At 50.2% G+C, this 3,169-nt stretch carries 2 protein-coding genes; both read right to left on the bottom strand.

What is annotated here, in order from left to right:
• Nucleotides 1-35 precede the first annotated feature (35 nt).
• The gene (locus tag QN370_RS20385; protein WP_322125749.1) at nt 36-905 is read right to left on the bottom strand and encodes a hypothetical protein; all 870 of its coding nucleotides are present in this window, start codon (nt 903-905) and stop codon (nt 36-38) included.
• Between the two features lie 214 nt (nt 906-1,119).
• Nucleotides 1,120-2,601 (bottom strand): hypothetical protein, encoded by a 1,482-nt coding sequence (locus tag QN370_RS20380; RefSeq protein WP_322125750.1) that lies wholly within the window; start codon nt 2,599-2,601, stop codon nt 1,120-1,122.
• Nucleotides 2,602-3,169 lie beyond the last annotated feature (568 nt).

Below are 3,169 nucleotides of genomic sequence, written 5' to 3'. Positions count from 1 at the left end.
CCCCACTACTATTTGGTGGGCACCACTTTGGCGGGTCATTGGTGTGCTGTACAGACGTCCTTGATGAGGCGCTTACGGATGAGCTGTACTGAAGGTGAGCCAGTCTGGTCGACATGCCCACATGATGTAACGGCGTCCTGATGCGCATTCAGCAATGAATTTGCCCTACGTATTTCTGCTGGTCGCAGCAACTTGTCAGAAAATTTTAATCCCGCCTGGGTAAGTGGAACGGTGATCTCCATCCCGGTATCGCGATCGAACACGGACAACTCATACCTTAAAAAATCTTTCTCGTTATTGACACAGCCTTTACCAGCGACCTGATTGAAGCCGCGATATTCATAGCGACGATTACCGAACGTCAGTTCATTATGGCTGACACCTAACTTCGCAATCTCCATTTTCAGCAAGTCAATAATTGATTTTGCAGGCGAATGATCCGGGTCATAGTGTGTTTTGTGCGAAACGATCTCAAATGTCCCCTGCTTGGATGACAGCGCTTGTGCCAGAAAGTCTTTGAAACTGGCTACCGGCGGCGATTGCCCGGCAGCATAGATCACTTGGCCAGACTCCACACCGTGAGATTTCTGCCGTGTACAGTGTGCATGGATTGGTTTTTTCGCGGCACCGGGTATGCTCATGTCAACATGCAATACATGTTCATTGTCGAGGCAGCAGACACCCGTTTCGTTTGGCACCACTTCGGTCTTGCTGAACATGCGTAGCAGCGGTTGTGTTCGGCGCCATGCTTGCCCTCTTTTGAGTAGTGATTTCCACATGGTGACGACTTTGGCTTCAATCGCCAAACTGCTGCCCCGCGAATGCAGCTCGGATTTGGATAAGACAGGCACCTTACTTCGTGAAGTTCTGTCGAAACGATGCAGTGATTTAGATAAGCCAGACATGTATAAACCTGATGGAATAGTTGTTCATAATGACTCGTAACGTTACTTGGATTGTCCCCAACGACGAGCGCTTGCCGATTCTCTTGATCAGGTCTTTCTCCCAGCGACCTGAAATGAAGCACTCCTTGATCCCTGCAGGCGGTGTGTGAATGCGCTGCATGCTAGGAATCTGATTGCCGCACTCTGCGCTGCGGCTGCGCGACTGGATTATTGGCTAAAGAACCGCTCCTTTTGGAAACACTTTTTCAGCTGCTGTCATGACAAAATTTGCATCGATATCTCTAAGCAAGACCAATTCAACGCGTGCTTTAGCAAGGAACATATCTCTTTTTAAATTACTGATTTCGGCCTCGACGGCCATGCGGGCCGGACTATTCTCATCAGGACCCGCTTCCTCACGAGACCCGCTGCAGTTGAATGCATTGTCATCTTCAAAAGACGCATTGATGTCGCCGGCCATTTTTGCAAGCTCCGTAAATATCTCTTCCTCAGGAATCTCTTGCGGCAATGACAGATCGATCGCAGTAGGAATGTCAGCAATTCGTTGAATGACGCCAGTAGGGCAAGGCCATTCATCGCCAAGTTCAACAAATTTATTGATCATGGCATTGCGTAAATTTTGTTTCATTTCCTGATTGGTGCCCTGTTCAATGTACCCCCAAACGATAGCCAAAACAGGTGAAAAATTTCTATTGAATTCACCAGTTCCATCTCGTTGCATGATTCGATTGAACGCAGCCATCGCTAATTCTGACGGCGCCTGCGTGGCAAGATATCGACGGATCTCAGCGTCAGTTTCCTCTGCAGTTTTCTTTGAACCAGCAGGTGTTCTGTTGGCCATTACTTCCAACAGTTTATTGCCAGCTACTATAACCGGCCTATTGTGAACATCTTCACCGTAACGAATTCCCAATTCACCATCTTTATCAATGAATTCCTGTCGCACTCGAATTGGTTCCGGCAAGCTTTCTTTCTTTGACCATTCTTCAATACGTGCTCTTGGAAAATCGACACCGTATAGTCGAACTACTTGATCATTCGCATTTAAAATATTCACGAGTCTCAATGAGATATCTGGTACCTGCTCGCGCCGATTTTCGAGTGCGATCTCCAACGCAAACTCGAGACATGCCTTGGCAGTTAAATTTCTGCTACCGATTTCCGTAGTCACCACATCAAGAAAATAGGAATCGTAATGCTCCGCCTCATTGATTTTCTCGTCGGCGGCCTCGAGAAGGCGTTGGATTTTTTCCTCGGAGTCTAGTCGTGAAAATGGACTTATCGGTCTGTCGGGAGTGGTTTCTGTTTGGGAGGAGGCATTCGAAGTTAGGGAGGAGCGATTCGAGCGTACGCTTCCTTCTTTGTCGTTTGCCAATGCCGCTGCCACATATTCTGCACCTGTGTTGCCTGCCAGCGCCGCTGCCTCACCCCGTGCGACGGCCGCTGTCAGCGCCGCTACCTCGCCATCGGCGTCAATTCTGCGTCTCTCTGCGTTAGCATAAAAGGCCGCATCCAAGGCCACATCTCCACCCCAAGCGTCGTGCAATGCCTGCGCCACTTGCCGTAATGGCAAGTGTGGATTATCCGTGTCGCCTGCCAGCGCCACAGCCTCACCTTCGGCGACAATTCTGCGTCTAGCTGTGACAGCATCCAGAGCCGCATCCAAGGCCGCATCCCCGCGTCGTGCGGCGTCCATTAGTTCAGGTAATGCCTGCGCCACTTGCCGTAATGGCAAGCGTGGATTAACTGTGTCGTCTGCCAGCGCCGCTACCTCGCCCTCGGCGTCAGTTCTGCGTCTCGCTGCGTTATATCGGGCCGCATATTGGGCCGCACGCTCGCGTCGTACGGCGGCCGCTCCTGGTGCTGCAATCGCTTGCCTGTCTCTAGCAAGTTCCTCGGCATCAATTCTGCGTCTCGCTGCGTTAGCATCTTGGGCCGCATGCCCGCGCCGGGCGGCAGTATCAGGCTGCGGAAGATGACCGATTCCCGCGACGGCTCCTTGCGGATCTATGGGTGCTATTGGCGCTGAGGGTGCTGTCGGTGCTGTCGGTGCTGGGGGCGGATCATTGCGATTGACTTGATCGCGTTTTAATAATTTACCAAATAGTCTTTGCATGATGAAAATGAATAAATAAATAAAGTAAAGAAAATGCTGATGGGATCGATTTTTGATGAAAATAAAATACCCGTATGTAGTGGTCTAATGAAATCGGACACCTCAATGGGAGCACACTCCCGCTAACTGAGGAAATTACATGACTAAA

The organism is Actimicrobium sp. CCI2.3 (genome assembly GCF_035019065.1).
Classification (GTDB): Bacteria; Pseudomonadota; Gammaproteobacteria; order Burkholderiales; family Burkholderiaceae_D; genus Actimicrobium.
Note: the sequence above shows the minus strand (reverse complement) of the source record. Positions and strands in the feature narration are given on the sequence as shown.